The organism is Coleofasciculus chthonoplastes PCC 7420 (assembly GCF_000155555.1).
In the GTDB taxonomy this organism is placed as follows: Bacteria; Cyanobacteriota; Cyanobacteriia; order Cyanobacteriales; family Coleofasciculaceae; genus Coleofasciculus; species Coleofasciculus chthonoplastes_A.
Map to the genome: position 1 here is coordinate 31903 of NZ_DS989876.1, position 22102 is coordinate 54004.

General features: G+C 46.2%; 15 protein-coding genes. 9 read left to right on the top strand and 6 right to left on the bottom strand.

What is annotated here, in order from left to right; translation table 11 throughout:
• Positions 1–15: 15 nt before the first annotated feature.
• From MC7420_RS44360 to MC7420_RS32420, 4 genes are all read left to right on the top strand, one after another.
• On the top strand, positions 16–7380 hold the full coding sequence (locus MC7420_RS44360; protein WP_006106019.1) for a hybrid sensor histidine kinase/response regulator: 7365 nt from the start codon (positions 16–18) through the stop codon (positions 7378–7380).
• A gap of 142 nt (positions 7381–7522) precedes the next feature.
• A complete protein-coding gene (locus MC7420_RS32405) occupies positions 7523–9172 on the top strand; it encodes a SpoIID/LytB domain-containing protein (protein ID WP_006106013.1) in 1650 nt (549 codons plus the stop codon).
• A 788-nt stretch (positions 9173–9960) separates the two neighbouring features.
• The gene (locus MC7420_RS32415; protein WP_006106057.1) at positions 9961–11115 is read left to right on the top strand and encodes an FHA domain-containing protein; all 1155 of its coding nucleotides are present in this window, start codon (positions 9961–9963) and stop codon (positions 11113–11115) included.
• 271 nt (positions 11116–11386) lie between these two features.
• Positions 11387–11776 carry an endonuclease domain-containing protein gene (locus MC7420_RS32420; RefSeq protein WP_006105995.1) on the top strand — a complete coding sequence of 130 codons (390 nt, stop codon included), beginning with the start codon at positions 11387–11389 and terminating at the stop codon, positions 11774–11776.
• Positions 11777–11855: 79 nt separating this feature from the next.
• Here the strand turns inward: MC7420_RS32420 and MC7420_RS32425 are convergent, their stop codons facing one another.
• Both MC7420_RS32425 and MC7420_RS32430 read right to left on the bottom strand, forming a co-directional pair.
• Entirely contained in the window at positions 11856–13538 is a 1683-nt protein-coding gene (locus MC7420_RS32425; RefSeq protein ID WP_006106060.1) for an EAL domain-containing response regulator, read from the bottom strand.
• Between the two features lie 346 nt (positions 13539–13884).
• Positions 13885–14886 (bottom strand): sensor histidine kinase, encoded by a 1002-nt coding sequence (locus tag MC7420_RS32430; RefSeq protein ID WP_006106026.1) that lies wholly within the window; start codon positions 14884–14886, stop codon positions 13885–13887.
• A gap of 435 nt (positions 14887–15321) precedes the next feature.
• Between MC7420_RS32430 and MC7420_RS32440 the strand changes: the two genes are divergently transcribed.
• Together MC7420_RS32440 and MC7420_RS32445 are read left to right on the top strand one after the other, a co-directional pair.
• Positions 15322–15975, top strand: a complete 654-nt coding sequence (locus MC7420_RS32440; protein WP_006105983.1) for a hypothetical protein — start codon at positions 15322–15324, stop codon at positions 15973–15975.
• Entirely contained in the window at positions 15965–16171 is a 207-nt protein-coding gene (locus MC7420_RS32445) for a hypothetical protein (RefSeq protein ID WP_044210989.1), read from the top strand. The genes MC7420_RS32440 and MC7420_RS32445 overlap by 11 nt, the downstream gene beginning before the upstream one ends.
• A 55-nt stretch (positions 16172–16226) precedes the next feature.
• Here the strand turns inward: MC7420_RS32445 and MC7420_RS32450 are convergent, their stop codons facing one another.
• From MC7420_RS32450 to MC7420_RS32460, 3 genes are all read right to left on the bottom strand, one after another.
• Positions 16227–16913, bottom strand: coding sequence for a hypothetical protein (locus tag MC7420_RS32450; protein WP_006106017.1), 687 nt, complete (start codon positions 16911–16913; stop codon positions 16227–16229).
• 102 nt (positions 16914–17015) lie between these two features.
• The gene (locus tag MC7420_RS32455; protein WP_006106056.1) at positions 17016–17369 is read right to left on the bottom strand and encodes a hypothetical protein; all 354 of its coding nucleotides are present in this window, start codon (positions 17367–17369) and stop codon (positions 17016–17018) included.
• Positions 17370–17380: 11 nt separating this feature from the next.
• A complete protein-coding gene (locus MC7420_RS32460; RefSeq protein WP_044210991.1) occupies positions 17381–18049 on the bottom strand; it encodes a hypothetical protein in 669 nt (222 codons plus the stop codon).
• A 259-nt stretch (positions 18050–18308) separates the two neighbouring features.
• Between MC7420_RS32460 and MC7420_RS32465 the strand changes: the two genes are divergently transcribed.
• On the top strand, positions 18309–18680 hold the full coding sequence (locus MC7420_RS32465) for a hypothetical protein (RefSeq protein WP_006106032.1): 372 nt from the start codon (positions 18309–18311) through the stop codon (positions 18678–18680).
• Positions 18681–18685: 5 nt separating this feature from the next.
• On the opposite strand, the gene MC7420_RS32470 is transcribed toward MC7420_RS32465, so the two are convergent.
• Positions 18686–19723, bottom strand: a complete 1038-nt coding sequence (locus MC7420_RS32470) for an IS630 family transposase (RefSeq protein ID WP_006106020.1) — start codon at positions 19721–19723, stop codon at positions 18686–18688.
• Positions 19724–20331: 608 nt separating this feature from the next.
• On the opposite strand from MC7420_RS32470, the gene MC7420_RS32475 reads away from it, so the two are divergent.
• Both MC7420_RS32475 and MC7420_RS32480 read left to right on the top strand, forming a co-directional pair.
• A complete protein-coding gene (locus MC7420_RS32475) occupies positions 20332–20949 on the top strand; it encodes a CP12 domain-containing protein (protein WP_006106059.1) in 618 nt (205 codons plus the stop codon).
• Between the two features lie 223 nt (positions 20950–21172).
• A complete protein-coding gene (locus tag MC7420_RS32480) occupies positions 21173–21979 on the top strand; it encodes an SIMPL domain-containing protein (protein ID WP_044210994.1) in 807 nt (268 codons plus the stop codon).
• Positions 21980–22102: the final 123 nt, after the last annotated feature.

Genomic DNA, 22102 nt, shown 5'->3' on the forward strand with positions numbered 1-22102 from the left:
TTGAGGGATATAGCTATGCAGTCGGAACAACAACAGCGAATCATGGGCTACTTTATGGAGGAGGCACAAGACCACCTCAATACCATAGAGCAAGGTTTGCTAAATCTGCAAAGCACCATCGAAGACCCTGAGACGCTGAACGAAATGTTCCGCGCTGCTCATTCGGTCAAGGGTGGAGCCGCTATGTTAGGACTCAATAGCATTCATCAAACTGCCCATCGCCTAGAAGATTACTTTAAAATCCTTCAAGAGACTCTAATCCAAGTAGATACTCAGTTAGAAACCCTGTTGCTGCGAGTTTTTGATACCCTCAGCGCTCTGTTAAACCAGCTTCAAGGTTCTGATGGCTTGACCGACGAAACAGCTAGCCCGATTATGTCTGATGCTGAGCCTGTTTTTGAGCAACTTAACAGCTATCTGCAACAGTTAGTCCAAAACTCTCAAGCGGCTGGTGATACTCCTACCCTAGCCAACTCCTCTCAATCCTCTAGTAAAGGAACAAAAACCTTGCCCGCCACCTTTAAGCGAGATGTCTTAGTAGAACTGCGGGAGATGTTGCAACTGTATAAGCAGTCGGATACTCCCGAACATCGCCACGCCCTGCAAGAACATTGCCAACAGTTGATCGAATTAGGCGATCGATTGGACTTACCGGGGTGGGGTGAACTATTAGAGATATCAAAACGTGCGATCGCGAATCCCGAGAATTCCTACCGCTTACTCGCTAGCGTCACCATTAAAGAAATTAAACAAGCTCAAGAATTAGTGCTGACTGGGCGATCCGCCGAGATTGTACCCAGTGAACAACTCAAAGCCCTTGCACCAGATGCGACAACAGTCGAATCAACCACAGCATCTGATGCTAGCACCTATTCTTCCCCTCAACCCACTTCTGCATCCGAGGAATCTAACCACAATCACAAAGAAAACACCCATCTCTCCGATAGTCGAGATACCTATATCCAAGCAGAGGATACCTATATCCAAAACCCAAACGAAACCGCCCGGTTCAGACGCGATCAACTCCAATTCTCGACGGTTCAATCCTCAAACTCTATCTCTCCTCTCTCTGATCAGGGCGAACCCGAAGTGGGTATTGCCGAACTCAATAGTTTAGCCGATATTTTTGAAACTCAAACACCTGATTTAGATCAAACTTGGCAAGAAGAAGAAGATGTTATCAACCTAAACGATAAATCCTTAAACTCGGATTCAGATGATTTTCTGGATCTTGAAGACTCGAATGATTTTTCGGATCTAATTGGGGAGAGTGATGATTTAGAGGATTCAACCACCGATGATGAGTTAATGGAGGGGTTAACGGATGACTTCTCACCAGACGCGATCGCCAATCCTCAAGCCTCAAAAGAATCATCAGATTCCCTGGATATCTCATCCAGCTTAACCGATGACTTTTCTGATCTACTATTTGAGTCAGATAGCTCAGAGGATTCAGACCAGATGAGTCACTCAGACGATGACTTGAATGGTTTATTTGGTGAGAGTTTCTTTGACGAGGAAGGAGAAGCTTCGTCAGCGGAAATTCTCAGTCATTCTGAACTTGAGGATTTGGATGTAGAGGAGAACTTTCCTCAATCCTCCCTTGAGGGCGATGAAACAGTCTCAGAGTCCGACTGGGACTTTGATGACCTGCTAGAAATTTCTAGCACTGAGGAAAATGCCCAAACCCGGGGAGAATCAGTAAATCAGGACGATTTAGATCTGGAAGACTATCTAGAAAGTAATGATTTAGATCTAGAAAACCAGTTAGACAATAACAATCAAGCTGAGACAATCGACATCGAATCAGCAACACCAGAAGCGGGGGATGTATCAAATCCCTTTGAAGAAACATCTCTCGACGATTTTGATCAAGAAGCTTGGGAAGACTCAGAAGACCTCCCCGATTTTGAGGCGCTCGATGATTTCTTTGATTCAGAACCTGGAGTTGAATCAACACCAGTCGATAGCTTGACTGAGCCAGAAAACGATTCTATCGTTGAACTGCCTACATCCACGGATGAAGCGTTATTGCATGAAAGCACAACTTCAGCCCAAAAGGATGGAGATAGTTCGGAGTCATTGTTTGAGGAACAAGGCGACGAAATTCTGCCAGAAGTAACAGAAGATGTCGCCGAACTCTTTGCTGAAGAGGGTCAAGAGTCACAAAGCTCAACGGCACAGGTAGAAGATTTTGATATCGATTGGTTAACGGATGAATCTCAAGGGACACAACAACCGTGGACATCGGAAACTGAATCAGCAGCTAATCTATTTGGCGATTGGGAAACACCACAGGCTCCATCTAACGAAGATTTAGACGACTTATTTGTTGAAGACGGAGAGGAGTCATTTGATTCAAATACCCAAGTAGAGGATTTAGAGGCAGATTGGCTAAGTGATGAGTCTCAACAGACACCGCAACCAGAAATATCGGACACCCAAGCGGATGTATGGGACGAGTGGGAAACTCCAGAAACAGCGCCGAGCGAAGACTTAGACGACTTATTCGGCGAACAAGAGGAGGAAGCCTTAGCCGAGAGCGCCGAGCCAGAGGATTTAGAGGCAGATTGGTTAATCGATGAATCTGTAGAGACACCGCAACCGGAAATATCGGACAGTGCTGCCGATCTATTTGGGGATGAGGAAATCCCAGAAACAGCGACGAGCGAAGACTTAGATGATTTATTCGGCGAACAAGAGGAGGAAGCTTTAGCAGAGAACACCGAGCCAGAGGATTTAGAGGCAGATTGGCTAACTGATGAGTCTCAACAGACACCGCAACCAGAAATATCGGACACCCAAGCGGATGTATGGGACGAGTGGGAAACTCCAGAAACAGCGCCGAGCGAAGACTTAGACGACTTATTTGGCGAACAAGAGGAGGAAGCCTTAGCCGAGAGTGCCGAGCCAGAGGATTTAGAGGCAGATTGGTTAATCGATGAATCTGTAGAGACACCGCAACCAGAAACATCGGACAGTGCTGCCGATCTATTTGGGGATGAGGAAATCCCAGAAACAGCGACGAGCGAAGACTTAGATGATTTATTCGGCGAACAAGAGGAGGAAGCTTTAGCAGAGAACACCGAGCCAGAGGATTTAGAGGCAGATTGGCTAACTGATGAGTCTCAACAGATAGAGCAACCAGAAACATCGGACACCCAAGCGGATGTATGGGGCGAGTGGGAAACTCCAGAAACAGCGCCGAGCGAAGACTTAGACGACTTATTTGGCGAACAAGAGGAGGAAGCCTTAGCCGAGAGTGCCGAGCCAGAGGATTTAGAGGCAGATTGGTTAATCGATGAATCTGTAGAGACACCGCAACCAGAAACATCGGACAGTGCTGCCGATCTATTTGGGGATGAGGAAATCCTAGAAACACCATCGAGCGAAGACTTAGACGACTTATTCGGCGAACAAGAGGAGGAAGCTTTAGCAGAGAACACCGAGCCAGAGGATTTAGAGGCAGATTGGCTAACTGATGAGTCTCCAGAGATAGAGCAACCGGAAATATCGGACACCCAAGCGGATGTATGGGGCGAGTGGGAAACTCCAGAAACAGCGCCGAGCGAAGACTTAGACGACTTATTCGGCGAACAAGAGGAGGAAGCCTTAGCCGAGAGCGTTGAGCCAGAGGATTTAGAGACAGATTGGTTCACTGATGAGTCTCAACAGATAGAGCAACCAGAAACATCGGATACTACCGCCGATATATTCGGGGATTGGGAAACTCCAGAAACACCATCGAGCGAAGACTTAGACGACTTATTCGGCGAACAAGAGGAGGAAGCCTTAGCCGAGAGCGCCGAACCAGAGGATTTAGAGGCAGATTGGTTCACTGATGAGTCTCCAGAGATAGAGCAACCAGAAATATCGGACACCCAAACGGATATATGGGGCGAGTGGGAAACTCCAGAAACAGCGCCGAGCGAAGACTTAGACGACTTATTTGCTGAAGAGGAGGCAGAAGTAGCCCCAAGCGCCGAGCTAGAGGATTTAGATGAAGATTGGTTAACTGATGAATCTGTAGAGACATCGCAACCAGAAACATCGGACAGTGCTGCCGATATATTTGGGGATGAGGAAATCCCAGAAACAGCGACGAGGGAAGACTTAGACGACTTATTTGCCGAAGAGGAGGCAGAAGCAGCCCCAAGCGCCGAACTAGAGGGTTTAGATGAAGGTTGGTTAACTGATGAATCTGTAGAGACATCGCAACCAGAAACATCGGACAGCGCCGCCGATTTATTTGGGGATTGGGACATCCCAGAAACAGAGGCGAGGGAAGACTTAGACGACTTATTTGCCGAAGAGGAGGCAGAAGCAGCCCCAAGCGCCGAACTAGAGGGTTTAGATGAAGGTTGGTTAACTGATGAATCTGTAGAGACATCGCAACCAGAAACATCGGACAGCGCCGCCGATTTATTTGGGGATTGGGACATCCCAGAAACAGAGGCGAGGGAAGACTTAGACGACTTATTTGCCGAAGAGGAGGTAGAAGCAGCCCCAAGCGCCGAACTAGAGGGTTTAGATGAAGGTTGGTTAACTGATGAATCTGTAGAGACATCGCAACCAGAAACATCGGACAGCGCCGCCGATTTATTTGGGGATTGGGACATCCCAGAAACAGAGGCGAGGGAAGACTTAGACGACTTATTTGCCGAAGAGGAGGCAGAAGCAGCCCCAAGCGCCGAACTAGAGGGTTTAGATGAAGATTGGTTAACTGATGAATCTGTAGAGACATCGCAACCAGAAACATCGGACAGCGCCGCCGATTTATTTGGGGATTGGGACATCCCAGAAACACCATCGGACGAAGATCTAGACGAACTTTTTAGTCTGGAAGAAGCGACTGTTGATGATGATTTTTCATTAGCAACTCTGGCAGAAACCGAATGGGATTTGGATTCACCCCGAGAAAGCGCTGATGAGTTTGCTGATTTAGAAACCATGCTGGATGGGGAGACTTCAGCAGCATTAACCAGTGAAAGCGCTGACGAGTTTGCTGATTTAGAAGCCATGCTGGATGGGGAAACTTCAGCAGCATTGACCAGTGAAAGCGGCGATGAGTTTGCTGATTTAGAAGCCATGCTGGATGGGGAGACTTCAGCAACATTGACCAGTGAAAGCGGCGATGAGTTGGCTGAATTAGAAGCCATGCTGAGTGATACTCCCTCACAGACAGATTCGTTTGAGGATTTAGAAATATTCTTAGAGGAACCGGGAGCAACTCAAGACAATCGAGCATCTGTAGCTCAAACTCCCCCATCTCAAGATCAAGATGACCTAGATAAAGAGTTGGAAATCCTCCTCCAAGACGCTGATAAATCGATAGGAGGTGCAGCGACAACGAATACAGGTTCGCGACAAAGCGCCTCTTTATCCAGTCGGAGAGCGCCTCGGATATTTGAACAAACGATGCGAGTTCCGGTTAAGCACCTCGATAGTCTCAATAACTTGGTGGGAGAATTGGTAGTTAGCCGTAATAGCTTAGAACAGGATCAAGAGCGTCTACGGCAATTCTTGGATAATTTACAGCATCAAGTTTCGGCGTTGAGCGATGTCGGGGCGCGGATGCGGGATTTGTATGAGCGATCGCTGCTGGAGAGTTCTTTGTTAGCCAGTAGTCAAAGCCAACAGCGCTCTCATTCTTTATTCGGATCAGAAAATGCTGCATCTGCATCCAAAGAGTCTGATTCTGAATCCTCTGAAGATTATCATCCCTTGGAAATGGATCGCTTTACCGGCTTCCATTTACTCTCCCAAGAGATGATCGAGTTAATTGTGCAAGTGCGGGAATCGGCGTCTGACGTAGAATTCTTAGTGGATGAAACCGATCAGGTGGCTCGCAACTTACGACAGGTGACCACTCAACTCCAAGAAGGACTGACGCGATCGCGCATGGTTCCGTTTGCCAATGCTGCTGACCGTTTGACTCGTCCGGTGCGGGAAATTTCCCGCAAGTTAAGCAAGGAAGCCCAACTGCAAGTGGATGGTCGAGAAACCTTGCTCGACAAAATGATCTTGGAACACCTTTATGATCCCTTAACCCACTTGGTCAATAATGCCATTACCCATGGCATTGAATCCCCAGACGAACGGCAAGAAATGGGTAAACCTGCTGTGGGTCAAATTACTCTGCGAACGTTCCACCAAGGAAACCAAACGGTGATTGCCATTTCCGACGATGGCGCAGGTATTGACCCCGAACGGATTAAACGAAAGGCAATTGAGAAAAAACTGATCACCCCAGCCGAGGCGAAAGACCTAACCAATACAGAGTTGTATGACTTTCTGTTCCACCCCGGTTTTAGTACCAAAGACGAAGCCAGTGAATTCGCCGGACGCGGTGTGGGGATGGATGTTGTCCGTACCAGTTTGAGCGAAATTCGGGGCGCAATCTATATTGATTCGGCGTTAGGAAAAGGCACAACCTTTACCATTCGGCTACCCTTAACCCTAAGTATTTGTAAAGCCCTATGCTGTTTGAGCGCTCGCGCTCGCATTGCCTTTCCCATGGATGGGGTGGAAGATATGTTTGATGTGCCTCAAGATCGCTTACAAAAAGATGCCAACGGTCAAATCGGTGTCTCCTGGCGGGACACGTTAGTCTCTGTGCAACCCCTAAGCGAGTTGCTCTCTTACAACCGTTCAATTAGTCGGGGTAATGTTTATGGGGGTAAGCGAGAAGATGACCTAGTCTCAATTGTTGTGCTACGCAGTTCTGGGACATTCATTGCCATCGAAGTGGATCAGGTCTTAGGTGAACAGGAAATCGTGATTAAACAACTCGAAGGTCCTCCGCCTAAACCCATTGGTATTGCTGGGGCGACAGTCTTAGGAGATGGTCGAATCATGCCCATTGCCGATGTGTTAGAACTGATTGACCTCGCCAGCGGACGCCTGCGGAAAGACAGTGTGACGATTTGGTCGAGAGGGGACAGCGAAGGTGCAGGAATTGAAGAAGCCCCAGAAACTCCCCATGAGCCACTCGTTTTGATTGTGGATGACTCAATTACAGTCCGTGAACTCCTCTCAATGACCTTTGCTAAAGCAGGCTATCGGGTGGAACAATCCCGCGATGGTCAAGAAGCCTGGGATAAACTTCGGTCAGGTTTACCCTGTGATATTGTATTCTGCGATATCGAAATGCCGAGAATGGATGGATTAGAACTACTCTCTCGACTCCAGAAAGATGAGAATCTCAGCCAGTTACCCATTGCCATGCTCACCTCTCGCGGGGCGAAACGACATCGGCAAATGGCAGCCCAACTGGGCGCGAGTGGTTACTTTACCAAACCTTATCTGGAAGAAGTGCTGCTCGATGCAGCTCAGCGGATGATTCAGGGTGAAGTCCTGTTTAGTGCTAGTGAGGCTTGATTAATGTGTAGGGGCGGGTTTCACCACTATCGTTTATGACACACCAAGATGTAACTAAACCCGCCCTGACTACTGTGTCAACGCTGAAATAATAAGTTGGGTTTCGTCCCTCAACCCAACCTACAACATGTAACTTGGTATCATGCAGACCAAAAACTCTTCCCCAATCCCCAATCGCAAATCCCCAATCCCTAATGTCCTGAAAGCCTGCGCGATCGCGTTATGTTTTTGGGGACTCTCTGGAAGTAAGCCAGCTCAAGCGGAGGATGTAAACCTGAAAGTGGGTGTGGTGCAGCGTTTTGGCTCAGAACCCACCGACGAACTGACCCTAAAAGCGACACCTGGGGATAGCTTGAGTTTGCGGTTCTTGGCAGGGGATATGCAACCCCAAACCCTAGAAACCGATCAGGTGACGCTGGAAGTGGCGACGCAACCCTTATCCCAACCCGTTTTAGCTGAACATTTAGTCCTCAGCGATCACGCCACCTTTGAAACCGCCGAAGATGCGGCGGATCAGTGGCGTTCACGGGGGATTCAGGTGGAAGTGGTGCAGCCGGAACGCTGGCAAGTTTGGGCGAAACGGGATGTCTATCAGACGCCCCTGCTGCGACGCCTGTTGCTGCAAAGTCTCCAAGCTCAAGGGTACAGCACAGTTAGACTAGAAAGTCAAGTCCTTCCCCAAGTACCGCGAGTGTCATTTGTGGTGGATGGCTATCGGTATAATCGCCAATGGATAGAGATTGACTCGGAGAATGATTTAATCCAGGTGATTCGCAATGAAGATAAGCGCAACCCGCGTCTGTATGCAGGAAGTCTGAAAATCCAGCCCAATGCTTACGGGACTTACACCCTGGTGAATGACGTTCCCTTAGAAACCTATCTGCGTGGTGTTGTCCCCCATGAAATTGGACCAGGGGCACCATACGCAGCAGTAGAAGCACAAACCATTATTGCTCGCACCTACGCCCTCCGCAATCTGCGTCGATTTACAGCAGACAATTACCAACTCTGTGCAAATACCCATTGCCAAGTCTATCGCGGACTCACAGGAACCGTTCCCACGGCGGATCGGGCGATCGCGAAAACTCAGGGGCTAGTCTTAACTTATAATAATCAGCTCGTAGACGCCTTATATTCCTCCACCTCTGGCGGTGTCACCGCGCCCTTTAGTGATTCCTGGAATGGGTCAGAACGTCCTTATTTAAAAGCCGTGATTGACTCGCCCCAGCCGATTTGGGACTTATCTGAGAAGCCTTTAGGGAATGAACAAAACTTCCGCGAATTCATTAACTTGAAAGAAGGATTCAATGAAAGTGGTCGATCCCCTTTCAGGTGGCGGGTCGAAAACTCCCTGGAACAAATTCAGAAAGATTTGCGGCGCTACTTGGAAAAAATCAAACATCCCCTAGCTGAGTTTACCACCATCCAACAGATGCAAGTTATCAAGCGATCGCCCGCCGGACGCATCCTCAAACTGGATGTGCAAACAGATAAGGGTGTGGTTGAACTCCAAAAAAATGAAATCCGTAGTGCCTTTTATCCCCCTCGCAGTACCCTCTTTTACCTTGAACCACTTTACGGTAACAATAAAGAGGATAAAACCCTCAAAGGCTATGCTTATGTCGGCGGCGGCTTTGGACATGGCGTTGGTTTGAGCCAATATGGTTCCTATAACTTAGCGAATCTCGGTTGGTCAGGAGAGGACATTCTCACCTTTTACTATCCGGGAACCCAAGTTCAACCCTTAAGTGATTCCATTGTTTTTTGGCAAGAACCAGGGAATAGTAAATAAATATCCTATCCGGTTGAATCCGGTTTTCCTCCCGCAAGCGATCGCGGACTAACAGATAGAGAGTTTTCAAATAAATATTGTATTGTAGGGGCGAGTCCCTGCACAAAGTCAGGCGGTGTGAGAATTAACCTGTCTCGACTCGCCCTTTTTATGTACGCGGGTCAGCTAATTAAAGGTTGGGATTGTGGTGAAGATAGGGAAAGGAGAATAGGGAATAGAGAACGGTAAACGGTTGTAGTGCGAGCGTCTCGCTCGCTATTTTGTATGGGTTTTTAATGACCGATATCCTCTGGAGGGCGACCCGATCCAATTACAGCAGTTTCCTCTGCTATGCGGTACATTGTCGATCCCCCTAAATCCCCGTGCAATAAAAGCGAAGCATCCTCTGGTTTCCCCCATGGAACAAAAAGCGAAGCAACATCTGGTTTCCCCCATGGAACAAAAAGCGAAGCAACATCTGGTTTCCCCCTTTTTAAGGGGGACGGAAGGGGGATCTAATAGGGGGACGGAAGGGGGATCAAATAGGGGGACGGAAGGGGGATCAAATAGGGGGACTTTGATCGACTGTACTTTATTACAGCGAAAAGCGCTGTAATGGCTGGGCGGTGTAAATTGTGTGCGGCGGGTCGCCCCTACAATGTTTTCTGGTAATAGGCGATACTCAGCGGGGAACGAACCCGAAACCGAACGGCTACCCATCCCGTCATCATTGCCATGCCGGAATCCAGCCAAGCTTTGTTAGTCTAAAAATACATAACCTGCCCACTCCTGTTACTCACGAACCGCTCATGTCTAGTACCACTTCCCCCCTTATCCAAACGCTAAACCCAGAACGCTGGGTTGGGTGGAGTATGGACTTTATCGGCGCAGGTTATACCGGTTTGTTGGTCAAAAATGGGAAATTTGTCCGCAAATTGAAACCGGGGCGTCATTTCAGCTTCGCCTTACCCCTTCTCGAACAATGTGAACTGGTTCTGGTGGATAGCAAGATTCGCAACCTAGAAATCCTCTCTCAAGGCGATTTCTTATCCCGTGACCAATATTTGATTAATATCTCCCTCAACGTCATGTACCAAGTCGTGGATGCAAGACGAGTCGCCTTGGAACTCTCAGATCCAATTGCAGCCCTCACGAGTGCGGTAAAAGATAGTTTAGGGGTAGCTGTAGGTCAATTGCGGATGGAACAATTAGTTAACCAGGGACGAGTCCATATCCGACAATACCTACTTGACCATGCCGAGATATCCTATTCCCTAGGCTTTGCCCTAGAAGACGTGCGAGTCAGTGATATCAACTTCCCCCAGACGAGGGGAATCATTCGTCAAGTCGAAGGAATGAGCGCCAGACAGGAAGCGGAACACGAAGCCGCCTTAAAGATGCAAATCGCCGAAGCCAGTCGTCCGGTTATCCCACCACCTCCCATACAACACGTTAATATTGTTGCACCACAGTCCTCCAATGGGAACCCTGCCGCTTTTGGCACTTCCCCTCAACCGAACTCCTTACCCAGCGCCGGAGAATCCCCAGCCAATTTACCTGTAAGAGATAAACCCGTATTAGCGCCCACGATAATTGCCCAACCCGCTAGTGGAGTACAGGCGCATCTAGTCCACAACGCATCGGGTGCGACATTCAATTTATCCGCCAGCACCTGCACGATTGGACGAGAACCGAATAATACTTTGGTTCTGGATGATGGGTTAAGTTCCCGCTATCATGCTCAGATTACCCAATCCAGAGACGCTCAGGGTCAAATCCAATACCAGTTAATTGATGTGGGTAGTTCTAATGGGACATTTGTTAATGGACAACGGCTTACTCCTCATCAGCCTTGTACCCTAACGCCGGGTAATATTATCCGCATTGGCAATCAGGAATGGACATTTAGCCGCCCTCACCCCCCAGCCCCCTCTCCCAAGTCTGGGAGAGGGGGAGTTGGATAAACAAAACAATCAAATATTGCACTCCATGCTACCCTAAACTGTCATGCATTTAAATTGGGTATTAGTAGCGAACAAGATGCAAAGCCTGCGGCATGGCTTCGCTAAAGCCTGCGGCATGGCTTCGCTAAACACACTACAAGAATGAGAGTCATTCTTGACATTATTAAGGTTTAAATGCCGAACAGCTTATTGCCTATTGCCTATTCTTTGGCGCGTAGCGCTATAATAGTCCGGTTCCCCTTCTCCCAAGCTTGGGAGAAGGGGCTAGGGGATGAGGGCTGACACAATGGCGAGAATCCGAGGAACAACATCTCAAATCGAAGCAGCCGCCAAGCAACTTCGTCAAACTCAGACTCCAGCCGAACAAAAACTATGGCAAGCTTTGAGAGGACGAAAACTCAATGGCTTAAAATTTCGCCGTCAGCATCCTATTGGGCATTTTATCGTCGATTTCTGCTGCCCAGAGTGCAAACTGATTGTCGAAGTTGATGGTAAAATTCATGACTCACAACAGGACTATGATACAACGAGAACAAAACATTTAGAAGCTTATGGCTATCGAGTAATTCGCTGCCAAAATAAAGATGTTATGACTAATCTGGAGGTGGTTTTAGAGGGAATTCGTCAGGTTGCCTCTTGCCCATCTCAGGGGAAATTATAAATCGAGAAGCCGAAGCAATGTTTAAACGCCTGTGGTATGAAGAGGACTGTAATTTTAACACTGATGTTTTATTTTTGATTTAACTTGACAATAGGGGAAACTTTTTTCCCGTACTCAGCAAATCAGCAAACGCCTCAGCCGATAAAGGCGGACTAAACCAATACCCCTGGATTTCATCGCACTGATGTCCTTTGAGAAAATTCAATTGACTTAGCGTCTCCACGCCTTCCGCCACAACCTTTAACTTCAAACTGCGAGCCATTTGTAAAATTGCCGTGGTAATCGCTTCATCGCGGCTATCTTCGGTCAGTTGACAGACAAAAGAACGGTCAATTTTTAACACATCAAATGGGAATTTCTTCAATTGACTTAAGGCGGAATAGCCTGTACCAAAATCATCAATAGAGATACGAATACCCAAAGCCTTGAATGTCTGCAATGTCGCGATCGCGGATTCGGGATTTTGCACTAATGTACTTTCGGTGAGTTCTAATTCTAAATAATGGGGATTCAATCCCGTTTCATGGAGGATGTCTACGACAAAGTTGGTTAAATTAGACTGATTAAACTGACGGGGCGATAAATTCACGGCAATCCGTAAGGGATAGATTCCCTGATCTTGCCAGACTCGCGCTTGGTGACAAGCTTGTCTGAGTACCCATTCGCCCAATGGCACAATTAGCCCGGTTTTTTCGGCTAAGGGAATAAACTCAACGGGCGAAATAATCCCCCGTTGGGGATGATTCCAGCGCACCAAGGCTTCCGCCCCCTCAATTTGTCCCGTGAGCAGATTTACTTTCGGTTGATAATAAAGCTGAAACTCCTGCCGTTCTAAGGCTTGACGCATTTGGATTTCTAGCTCAAAGGCTTCTTGCGATTTCGCGCCAATGGAGGCAATATAAAACTGGTAGCGACGATTTCCCGGTTGTTTGGCTTCTTCTCTGGCGACACTAGCGTGTCTAATTAGGGTGTCGAGATCTCGACCATCACGTCCTAAAATAGCAATACCAATGTAGGCAGACAGGAAGATTTTATGAGAGTCTACCTGAAACGGCAAATCAAACGCCTTTAACAAGGTTTCGACAATTTGAATACTCTCAGGTTTGTGATAACTTCGACTCAAGAGAATGATAAAATGATCACTACCGATTTGAGCGATCGCATCCTGTTGTCCTAACTGACGGTGTAAGCGTTCGACAACGGCTTGGAGTAATTGATCACCAATGGCAAGTCCTAGGGTATTGTTGAGTTGGTTGAGTTGTTCAATTTCCAGCGATAAGAGGAAAATCTGGAGTTTACCCTGATTTCCTGGTTTCTCTAGCTGATTAAAACGTTTCTGGAGTAACCGACGATTGGGCAGATTGGGATTGATGATAGACTGCTGTTGGCGTAATTTTACCTTTTGTAATCGCGCCGCGATCGCACTGAGAATTTGGGCGCGAGTAAAGGGCTTCGTCACGTAATCATCCGCCCCCAATGTCATACCCTGGCGCATATCCGCCTGTTTTGTCTTGGCGGTGAGGAAGATAAAGGGAATCGTCGCCGTTGAGGAGTCTTGTTGTAGGATATGGAGTACACCATAACCATCCAGTCCCGGCATCAGGATATCGCAGATAATCAAATCAGGTTGTTTAGTTTGAGCCAATTTCACACCGATTTTACCATTATCGGCACTGAGCGTCTCGAATCCTTCCGCATTCAGTAGTTTAAGTAGATTCCTGTGAATGGCTTTTTCGTCTTCAATTACTAAAATCGTCGTCATGACTATAGCTCGCTGGATATCTCGCCCAATGGGAGCAAGTTGGAAAACGAGGCGAGTATTATCGCTTTCCTGTTGAACACGTTAGAAATTAGGCGGTAGAACCCAATCCTAGTAAAATTTTGGGCTTGTCGAAGCCAGGAAAAAGGATGACTTAGATGTTCGTTGACGGTTATGTACAGTATTTTAAAATTAAACAGTTAAAACCCATAGAAATTCATTGATATTTGTTACTGTTTTTTCTTTTTCTAGAGAAAATAGTTGAGGGTTAATTGTAATTGTTTACGACCCCAAATGTGGATAGTTGTCGCTGTTTTCAGGAAAAAGGCGCGAGTCTCAATTCTACTCTCTAATCCCAGTCTGCTGATGCTGGCATTTTTCCCTGGCGATCGCTGATCAAGGGTAAGCGAACCGTAAACGTTGTACCTAAGCCAACGTCACTGGTTACATCAATTTGTCCCTGGTGCAGATCAACACATTGCTTAACAATCGCTAACCCCAATCCTGTCCCCGCGATCGCGCCCACATTGTTTCCCCGATAGAAAAAATCAAACAGGTGGGGTATATCCTCCGAGGGGATACCAATTCCCTGATCCTGAATCTCAAAGCAAGCCTTCTCTCCCTCACGGGTGAGGCTAAATCGAATCGTACCGCCCACCGGAGAGTATTTCATCGCATTGGATAGCAAGTTCGACAGCATTTGTCGCATCAGTTTTTCATCCACCATTGCGGGTAAACACGTCACTTGAGAAGCAAAGGTGAGGGTATAGGCTTGATTCTCGTCGTTGGTTAAATGTTTGAGAGTTAAACCCTGCTGAATTTGAGCGACTAACCGTTGACAAAAGTCATGAAGTTCCACAGGTGCGGGAGTAAAGGGGAGTTGTTCCCCATCAGCCGTACCGACAAGCTGCATATTTTCCAGCAATTGCAGCATTTGTTGTACTGTTTCCTGAATCAGATGCAACTGTTCCACTTGTTCTGCTTTTGTCCATTGGTAATGTTCCAACAATTCAGCCGTAGACAGAATCGTTGTCAGAGGGGTACGGAATTCATGAGCAGTGATGGATAGAACCTGAGATTTTAAGTCTCCCCGTTGTTTTTCTTGAGCTAAAGCATTCAGAATTTCGGCGTCTGCTGGCTGAGATTTGTCCATGGCTGACGTGAGTTGAGGGTGTTCCGAGAGACTCTCTTGTAGTTGTTGTGCTGACGCTGATGTTGAAGATGGCGTATGAGTGAGGATCTGCTCAACACCCATCATAATCAAGGTTTCAGGAGAAATATCCAGGCGAGTTGCTATATCCTGCAACTTCAGCCAATGGTCATCGGTAAGAGTAATCGCGATCGTTTGCATCTCAGGTTAGTGATTGAGATGCTACCAGTTTAGCTTTGAGGATGAGGGGAATGGGAAGATGGGGGAGCAGGGGAAGCAGGGGAAGCAGGGGAAGCAGGGGGAGCAGGGGAAGCAGGGGGAGCAGGGGGAGCAGGGGGAGATGGAACGTCTGTTGTAGGGGCGGGTTTTACCGTTAACGTTTCGTTTCTCACCCGGATGTTACTAAACCCGCCCCAATGGAGTGCAAGCACTCTTCCACACACAAAGAACGAATGACGAATGACAAAGGACGAAAAACTGACTTTTTCTGATTTCTACTCACCCCAGAACTGATAAAACCTGATCCGAGCCTCAGCGAACCATCCGACTTTTTCCCATTGAAGTCATCTAAAGGGCGTTCCATACTGTCAGCAAGCTATTAAACCACCTTGTTTCCAGTATAACGACACCCCACCCATGAACGAACTCAACGCCCGCCTAAAACAACTGGCTCTCACCGCCCAGGAATCTCCGGCGAAAAGCCAAAACAGACAACTGGCTCTAGCTAAATTGATCAAAGAAATTTTACAATCCGGTAGACTTTGCCGTCCGCATAAAGGTAAATTTATAGGCTTCTATGACGATATTTATACCGAAGCCCAGCAAAAACTATTTTGTTACATCTGCGAAAACATTGATAGGTATAATCCTCAGTATGATGTCTTATCCTGGGTCAATTTTCTATTCGCGAAGCGTTTTTTTATCGAAGCTAGTCGTGAAGTGATGCCCAAGGGGTTTCATCGGGCATACCAGCGTCAAGCAACCCGATTAACGTTGGAACAACTGGAACAAAAAACGTCACTACAATTTACTCATTCATCAACGCCTTCGATTTTACAAGAAGTTATTGATGTTTTGCAGGAAGATCCAGAAGGGATTTTCCAAAATACCCATATTGTGAATCAGCCTATCGCTAATTTTAAGTTTTTAGCTCTCAAGGTGATGGCTGGCTACTCCTGGAAAGAAATTTCTAACGAGCTGGGAATTAAAATATCCACGCTCAACAGTTTTTATCAGCGTTGTTTGGTTCGCTTTCGTCCTAAGTTTAGGGAATATGTAATTGTTAATTAATGCTAACGGTACGGGTTTTTGTGTAGGGGCGATGTACCGCATAGCAGAGCAAACTGCTGTAAGCTGTCATGCATTTAAATTGGGTATTAGTAGCGAGCAAGATGCTCAATGTAGCGAGCAAGATGCAAAGCCTGCGGCATGGCTTCGCTTAACGCACTACGGCAAGGATTTCGTTATTATTGATATTAAGGTTTAAATGCCGAACAGCTTAACTGATGTGCGCCCAATTGAATAGCACAAAAATTTGTCATTCAGTCCTGCTTGTTGCGCTTGAGTATTTCTTGCTCAATATAGTCATCCAGATTGGGAATATATTGTACCGCTTCCCCTTGGAGAACCTGATCGACAATCTCTAGTGGTAACGTCTTTGCCCGTTCCAAGTCTTGATTTAACTGCTCATTTTGGGCATTGAGTGTATCAATTGTTTGATGAATAAACCTTTGCTGGCGATGAATGCTGTCTTCCAGCATCTGCTGTCCCAAAACTTGCCTAAATTGTTGAATAAATCTGAGCATTTTCATGTTGATATCCTGAGTGCTGTTGGGTTCATTTTGAGTCTCGGTGTTACTGTCTTCGGGAATCAGTTGATCGGGGGATGTCCCAGAGGTATCCTGGTTAGGAGTAGAGTGCAAAGAAGTCACGCGATCGCTCATCGCTAAAGCTACCTCTGGAATCACCCAGGAACTGCAAATCGCGGCGGTTAAGGCTAAACTGTAAATTAGACAGGCAGATTGGGGATCAGAGGGAAAAGAAATCGGTGATTCTGTCTTCACTTCAGCCCGATTTTCCTCCGTTGTCCAGGTATTCAAATTCGTGGTTGGAGATTGATCTAATAAAACAACAGATAGGGCGGCGGAGAATAGGAAAAACTGGGTAATAACGATGCCAATGTGAACGACTAAAGAAGGGGTTATTTTCGGTAAACTTAAATGTTGCATGAGACTTAGTTAAGCGAAACTGTGATTGAATTCAAGGAATTGTAGGTTGGGTTGAGCGAAGTCGAAACCCAACACAGGACAAGACTATTTGGGTTTTAAGCGTCAGTCCAATTCGTCTGATTTTGGCTTCCGGCTAAACCAACTCGCCCCCAGACCGCCCACTTCAATCGCACCTGCAAAAATAGTCAAAACGAGAGTTTTTGTGGGGACTTTGAAGCCAAAAATATCGAGTTTGTATTTACCAATAACGCCACCACCAGCAATGTCCAAGAGAACTTGTAAAGCGAAAAATGTTCCCAAAGCCGAGATACACCAGAAACTCCAAATCCCACCAAATCCTATCCATGTCAGGATGGCTTTTAGTCGTTGGTTTGAGTTGTCAATCAAGGGTGGTTTTGTTTCTTGTTCAGGTAAAACCGTGGAAATTTTGTCAGCAGAGTCGTGAGTTGAAGTCATGATTCACTCCATTAGTGAGAACGAGGACAACGGTTGAGTTCAGCGCCCATAATTTCTGAGAGAGTCAGTTCACGGGCAAAGCGATTGGGGATTAATACATCACCCGGTTGAGTGCGATTGAGAATTGAGTTCACAGAGGCGGGGAAGGATTTGCCTGGGGTGAATGAATTCTCTAAAAATTGAAACGGGGAAGTAATTCCTGTGGCGGAGAGAGTGACAGGATAAACTTGAGTTGTTCCCGCCACCTGACTTTCAGGATTGACAACAGGTTGCACAGTTAGGGTGAAATGATCAACCGGAAGATTCAGCACCAAAAGTTTGCGATCGCCTTTTATAATTCTTAGGTTGGGGGAAAAGTCCAGCGTGTTAGCATTTTGCCAAACAACGACTTGATTTTTGGGCAAAATTGACCATCCCCTGTTGTCTCCTATCAGTAGCTGAATGCTCATTTTCTCCGCCGAGGTGGGTAGAATGAGTGTGGTAAATCCTTCGGTTGCACTCTCCCGACTCACCGGAACCCGGATAGTTTGCAGGGGGCGGTTGAGAGAGAGTTCACTTCCGCCGTGGATAGTGCGACAGACGCCAGGTTGGGGCGGTGGTGGGGTTGGCGGTTGGGAAACAGCCGTGCAACTTATTAGGCTGACACTACTGAGTACAATAGGTAGACGTTGAAGTTTCATGGGGAAGGAGTACACTGAACTTGTCTATGTCCATTGGACTCTATTGATTCCCATTTCTCTAACCCATCGTTGTTGGTATTTGCCCGAACATTTACCAACCCATGTTGGTTAGCACAAATGACCCTAGATGTTGTATGGTAAAAGATGCCCGATTTAACGAAGCGTTGCCCTGCGTCTAACAATCAACACCATTGCCGTGAATGTCCAGTTGTGGAGGAACAATGGTATTTGCAACAGCTATTAAACGAGGGCAAAAGGGGTGCAAGAGTATATAGGGGATGGAGAGATTAGCGATGCAGATATTCAGCAGCTAAAAATTCAACCCCAACCCCTCACACCCAAGGAAGTTTGTTGGTTCTGTCTTTTGCTACAAGGCGTCAGTTCAGAACAAATCGCTGAACGATTTAATATTAGTTACAAAAGTACCGTTAGACCCGCTCTTTCTAAAACCTTATATAAATATGTCAAACGATTGACAAATAAGCCAATTAAGGATTGGGCGCAAGTGAGAGTCTATCTGGATTTAGCGACAGAGAACAATCAATCCAAATACCGCAAAGCGATAACATCGTCTATTCGCGAGGAACCACTAGAGATTCGTCTGGTTATATCAGGGAATCAGGATATATAGCAATCCTAAATAGATTGTGGCAATTTTCCATACTGAAATATTTTGGGAAAATCGAATATTTGACCATCAGCAAAAAACTTAAATAACCACTTAACTATTTTAAAAGAGCTGCAAAGATGATAAAATTGTCTAATGAAAGTTTTAACTTGCAACCAAATATCTTCGACTGGATTTTGTTCGGGAGCGTTCGGAGCAAATTTCGTACAACTTATCAACCAGTCTTCCTCTGATAAATCTTGATTAATTGTCTTTAAGTATTCTCGAAACTGCTTGGAATCATGGTAAGTTGCACCATCCCAAAATATCGATAATTTTTTTCCGGGTCGTTTCCTTTGTAAATATTCGATGAAATCGATTGTATTTTCGCTGTTTCCACTTTTATATTCTTTGACTATAAACTCTTTGGTTTGATAATCTAAAGCCCCATAATAAGTCTGTCTTTCTTTTTCATTTTTGAGAGGGACTTCTATTCTTGCATCTGTTCTTCCCCACGCATAACCTAACAAATCACCCCACAGCAGATGACATTCGTCAAGCCTAAGCACCGTCCGGCTTCCAGCTTCTATTTCCGGTTTCCATTTTTCTAGCCTTGCCTCTATTTCTTTTTTTTTAGCTTTGACTAATTCATCATTTTTAGCCGGATTCTTTTTTTGAGTCTTTTTCCAACTCACTTGAGCCTCTTTAAATAAGCTATAATAACTTTGATTGGACTCAAAAACTACATTATATTGCTCCTGCAAATACTTCTGCAAGTCTGATAATCTTAGATAATCTTGTTCTCTCAACCACTGAATTGTTTGCTCTTTTTCTTCAGATTTTAAGTAACCTGCTCTACCTTTATATTGAAGCTTTAAACTTTCTACACCCTGAAAAAGCGCTTGATTTTTCCATTGGCTGATAAAACTGTGAGAAACTTTTAATAGTTCTTTGACTTCACGATAAGATTTTCCTTCCAAAATCATTTTTACCGCCAAGGCTCTTTTAATTTCTTTGGTCTCTTTTGTCTGATTGATAAAATTAGCCAATTCATCTATAATGTTCATCTTTTGTCTTTTTACTAGGGATGTGTTATTACTATTATATCTGTTGCGACCTATTTAGGGCTGCTATATAGCAAGCCTTACACTAACTCTCCATTGTACAAAAGCCCAAGAGTACGTGCGCTTTCCTCCGCTAAATTTTAACCTTTCCCTCAAAACCAGAGGATTCAGGTGAACCCGGTTAATCGAGGATAGTCTCAGCCTTTCTCCAATCCACCTCACCCAGCTATAGCAAGCCTTACGCTAACGCTCCATTGTAGAAAAGCCCAAGAGCGCGATCGCGTTCCTCCCCAAGATTTTAACCCTCCCTTCAAAACCAGGAGATTCAGGTAAACCAGTCATCTTTCGCTATTGGTGCATAGGTTCTAGATAAGCAATAATACTCAAATAGCGTTAAAATAGCGGTAAAGTCCGTGGGACTCTCCGGGTAGAGCAATAAGAGAAAACCTTAATCAAAAATGCTCCACGATAGAAGTCCCTACAGGTCAATGACCCTAATCTCTCAGAGTTCGGGGCTTGGAAGAATCAGCTTCCAACGTAAGCATTGTCTGAGGACTGATTGACTTCCCTGTCACATCATAAAGGCAGATCAACGTCCAGGAGAAACTCAAATGATGATGAAGGCTCAAGACATCATGACCACCGATGTGGTCACCATTCGCGGTTCAGCCACCGTAGCTGATGCTGTGGATTTGATGAACGATATGGGTCTACGGGCTTTAATTGTAGATCGCCGCCATGACCAAGATGCTTATGGCATCGTCACGGAAACGGATATTGTTTATAAAGTGATTGCCTATGGCAAAGACCCCAAAAAAGTGCGGGTTTATGAAATTATGAATAAGCCCTGCATTGTGGTCAATCCTAACCTCGGTGTAGAATACGTGGCGCGATTGTTTGCCAATACAGGCATTCGCCGCGCTCCAGTGATCAAGGACAAACTCCTGGGTATTATCTCTATTACCGATATTCTGGCTAAAGGAGACTTTCTCGATAAACCCAAGAGCGTACTTCTTGAAGACGAAATCCGCAAAGCGGTAGAAGAAGCACGGGCTGTCTGCGCCCAAAAAGGACCAACCTCTAAAGAATGTGCCGCCGCCTGGGATATTGTGGAAGAACTGCAAGCGGAAGCGGCACACCAACGGGCAGAGAAACCCTCCCAAACAGCGTTTGAGGAATATTGCGAAGAGTATCCGGAAGCCCTGGAATCTCGAATGTATGACAGTTAATCTGACTTGAGACTGTACCGGGCTAGCCGGAAAACAGGACATAATCTGCTCGTGATATTGTTCACCACCCTAATCGTTGATGGGGTGGTGAATTTTATGACTATTTGTTCTAGCGGGTATAGTTTTGGGCGGAACTGAGCTAGGATAATTTTGCTGTTGGATAATTGAACCACTGTTATCGCCAAATGGGTTAGGAGAATCGGGCAGAATGAAAAAAAGAGTTATGTCATCTTTGGTTGTCGCTGTTATCACTACAAGTTTCATTCCTAATCCAGGTAATACTGAGACTATCAGTAACGACTCAACGCCCGATGCTCGTCAAATCAGCCAGTTATTTTATCCGCCACCCAGCGAAGAACCGACGTTTCGGGTGATTGGCAAAGGTCGAGCCAGCCAACCTGCTGATAAAGCTAGTCTCCTGTTTAAATTTGCCAGAAACTATCCGTCGCCGCCAGAGGGAGTCTTGTCTCAATTTGAACCCTCAGAAGAAGCAATCACTCTAGAGATGTTGCAACCCATTCTGGATGCACTCCAAGCCATTGGTGTTTCTGATCAAGCGATTGACTTAGAAATTCTTGAACCCAGTGGTAGTTTTTTACCTTTTCCCTTTCCCTCCACCGCCACAGAAGGAGGAGCGCAGCTTGTTGTTACTGTGGACAATCCCAACCGCGATCGCTTGGAGGAAATTGTCAATACCGCAACGGATGCAGCCAGCCCGATTGAAGAGATTCTGATCAGTACAGTTAACGTAGAATATGCGGTGAATAACTGTCAAGCCCTAGTCCAAGCCGCTTATCAATCAGCCGTTGAAGATGCTCAAAACCGAGCCAACAGTCTGGCGGCGGCGATGGGAACTCAACTGAGGCTAGTTCCCTCAGTCGCTGAACCCTTCTATGAGGTTTTCTTACCCGGATGTGACTCAGAGGGAAATTTACCTTTTGGCAATACTACTTCATCGGTCTACGATCCTGATAATCCTGTAGAAGTTACCGTCAACAAGGATATCTTTGTCACCTATACAGGACGATAAGTCGGGAAATCTGTGAAGGTAGGGAGCAGAGGGAGCAGAGGGAGCTGGGGAAGTTGGGAAATTTGAGCATAAATCAGTCAATTGTAGGGGCGGGTTTAGGGACTAAATTCAGATATCCACCAA

Coding starts and splice junctions, on each gene's coding strand:
- MC7420_RS32425 (WP_006106060.1), bottom strand. CDS start 13,538: ATGACGACGATTTTAGTAATTGAAGACGAAAAAGCCATTCACAGGAAT.
- MC7420_RS32420 (WP_006105995.1), top strand. CDS start 11,387: ATGAGGGCTGACACAATGGCGAGAATCCGAGGAACAACATCTCAAATC.
- MC7420_RS32460 (WP_044210991.1), bottom strand. CDS start 18,049: ATGAAACTTCAACGTCTACCTATTGTACTCAGTAGTGTCAGCCTAATA.
- MC7420_RS32455 (WP_006106056.1), bottom strand. CDS start 17,369: ATGACTTCAACTCACGACTCTGCTGACAAAATTTCCACGGTTTTACCT.
- MC7420_RS44360 (WP_006106019.1), top strand. CDS start 16: ATGCAGTCGGAACAACAACAGCGAATCATGGGCTACTTTATGGAGGAG.
- MC7420_RS32475 (WP_006106059.1), top strand. CDS start 20,332: ATGATGATGAAGGCTCAAGACATCATGACCACCGATGTGGTCACCATT.
- MC7420_RS32430 (WP_006106026.1), bottom strand. CDS start 14,886: ATGCAAACGATCGCGATTACTCTTACCGATGACCATTGGCTGAAGTTG.
- MC7420_RS32415 (WP_006106057.1), top strand. CDS start 9,961: ATGTCTAGTACCACTTCCCCCCTTATCCAAACGCTAAACCCAGAACGC.
- MC7420_RS32450 (WP_006106017.1), bottom strand. CDS start 16,913: ATGCAACATTTAAGTTTACCGAAAATAACCCCTTCTTTAGTCGTTCAC.
- MC7420_RS32480 (WP_044210994.1), top strand. CDS start 21,173: ATGTCATCTTTGGTTGTCGCTGTTATCACTACAAGTTTCATTCCTAAT.
- MC7420_RS32470 (WP_006106020.1), bottom strand. CDS start 19,723: ATGAACATTATAGATGAATTGGCTAATTTTATCAATCAGACAAAAGAG.
- MC7420_RS32440 (WP_006105983.1), top strand. CDS start 15,322: ATGAACGAACTCAACGCCCGCCTAAAACAACTGGCTCTCACCGCCCAG.
- MC7420_RS32405 (WP_006106013.1), top strand. CDS start 7,523: ATGCAGACCAAAAACTCTTCCCCAATCCCCAATCGCAAATCCCCAATC.